The following is a 1,726-nucleotide window of genomic DNA, read 5'->3' as shown; positions in this document are numbered from 1 at the left end:
ATTGCATCAAATACAGACTGGCACAGCTGTTGCTTATAGATACCCGAACACTGTTGGAAAAGCAGTGGCTGAACTAGAAGATGTTCACTTTAAAACTTGACTTGAAGGAAATATGATGAAAAAACACGTACAACAAGGTTTTACCCTGATTGAATTGATGATCGTTGTCGCCATTATTGGTATTTTGGCTTCTGTAGCGATTCCGGCATATACAGATTACATTCAAGAAGCTCATAACGGCGCATGCCTTCAGGAAGCAAGCGCGCATGCAAAACGTACATATTCACAACTCGTATTGAACAACCCTGCTCCCCAATACACTGGCGCAAACTGCACTGTTACCTCAACTGCAGCAGATCTGACAGGTAGTTCTGTATATGCGCCAGTTGGTGGTACCGCTAACAAATCTTATACTTGCTCAATGGTTAGCGCTGGTTCTTGCAGCTAATTTAACTCAATAAAAAGCCCTGCATTAGCGCAGGGCTTTTTTATTTTTAAACCTAATTTTATGCAAAACGCACGAATTATCATAAGGGCTTTTCATTGGTCGAGTTGATGATCTTGGTGGCAAATATAAATATTCTTGCCTCTGTCGCAGTTCCTGCTAACATTGATTACACTAAGAAAGCTGCTGGTAACTCATGTCTGAGCGAAGCGGGAGTTTAGGCACGTGAAGTCTCCATAGAAATTAGTACCAAAAAAAACTTATTGCCAACCCATATAGCAGGCTCATGCAGACAAATCACTATCCCCAAGCCTACAAGATACTAACTTACAAGCCACACCAACAAAACCAAATGCTGGAATCGCGATCACCTGCGATTTAACATACAATGATCTTGCAGAAAGATTTAATCGCGGCAAAACTTACACCTTCATAAACATTTTTTGGCACACTTCATAAAGTGATTAAAAAGGATTATGGTTTGTTAGAGAGCATCATTAGACATCCGCAGGCGCTTAATGCTTGCGTAATCTGGATGCACGGCCTGGGCGCCGACGGTCACGATTTTGAGCCTGTTGTACAGATGCTGAATCTGCCGCATATCCGCTTCATCCTTCCACATGCACCCTACCGCCCCGTCACCTTGAATAACGGCTATGAAATGCGCGCATGGTATGACATTTTTGGCCTGCAACCAGACAGTCCACAAGATGAAGTTGGCATTCAGGAAATGCAGGTCACGATTAACGCCATGATCGAAAGCGAAATCTCAAAAGGCATTCCTTCCAACCGGATTGTATTGGCCGGATTTTCCCAAGGTGGCGCCATGGCTTTGTATACCGCAACGCGATTCACACAGCCGCTGGCGGGCGTATTGGGTCTCTCCACTTACTTACCTTTGAAAAATAAACTGGTCAGCGAGCAGCATCCATCTAATCGGCAAACACCTATCTGGATGGCACATGGTCGCGCTGACACGGTGATCACACTTGCTACCGCAGAAGCTTCCAAAGAGGTATTGAAAGCTGCTGGTTATTCGCTGGAATGGCATGAATACGCTATGGCGCATAGTGTATGTGAGCAGGAAATAAACGATATCCGCAGCTTTCTGCTGCGCGTATTACCTGCCTGATCTTGTTTAGTCGTCCGAGAATAATCCCGCAAGCCGAATGAGTTTTGTTAAAATGTCAGGCGTTTTAACAGGTTAACCTTCAATGAGCGTCCCAAAAAAATCTCCCGTTGCGGCCAGTGATACGCAAACTTTTGCACAGCGCATAACCG

At 44.7% G+C, this 1,726-nt stretch carries 2 protein-coding genes; both read left to right on the top strand.

The genetic code is table 11. From position 1 onward, the window contains the following. Positions 1-115: 115 nt before the first annotated feature. Positions 116-448: a prepilin-type N-terminal cleavage/methylation domain-containing protein gene (locus VK958_RS05340; RefSeq protein ID WP_325239619.1), complete on the top strand. Its 333-nt coding sequence runs from the start codon at positions 116-118 to the stop codon at positions 446-448. A gap of 478 nt (positions 449-926) precedes the next feature. Beyond that, the gene (locus tag VK958_RS05335; RefSeq protein WP_325239618.1) at positions 927-1,577 is read left to right on the top strand and encodes an alpha/beta hydrolase; all 651 of its coding nucleotides are present in this window, start codon (positions 927-929) and stop codon (positions 1,575-1,577) included. Positions 1,578-1,726: the final 149 nt, after the last annotated feature.

Origin of the sequence: Methylophilus sp. (assembly GCF_035460085.1) — a bacterium.
GTDB lineage: Bacteria > Pseudomonadota > Gammaproteobacteria > Burkholderiales > Methylophilaceae > Methylophilus.
Note: the sequence above shows the minus strand (reverse complement) of the source record. Positions and strands in the feature narration are given on the sequence as shown.

What these genes read in the sequence shown, in the direction of transcription:
- VK958_RS05340 (WP_325239619.1), top strand. Translation starts at nt 116, where the DNA reads ATGAAAAAACACGTACAACAAGGTTTTACCCTGATTGAATTGATGATC.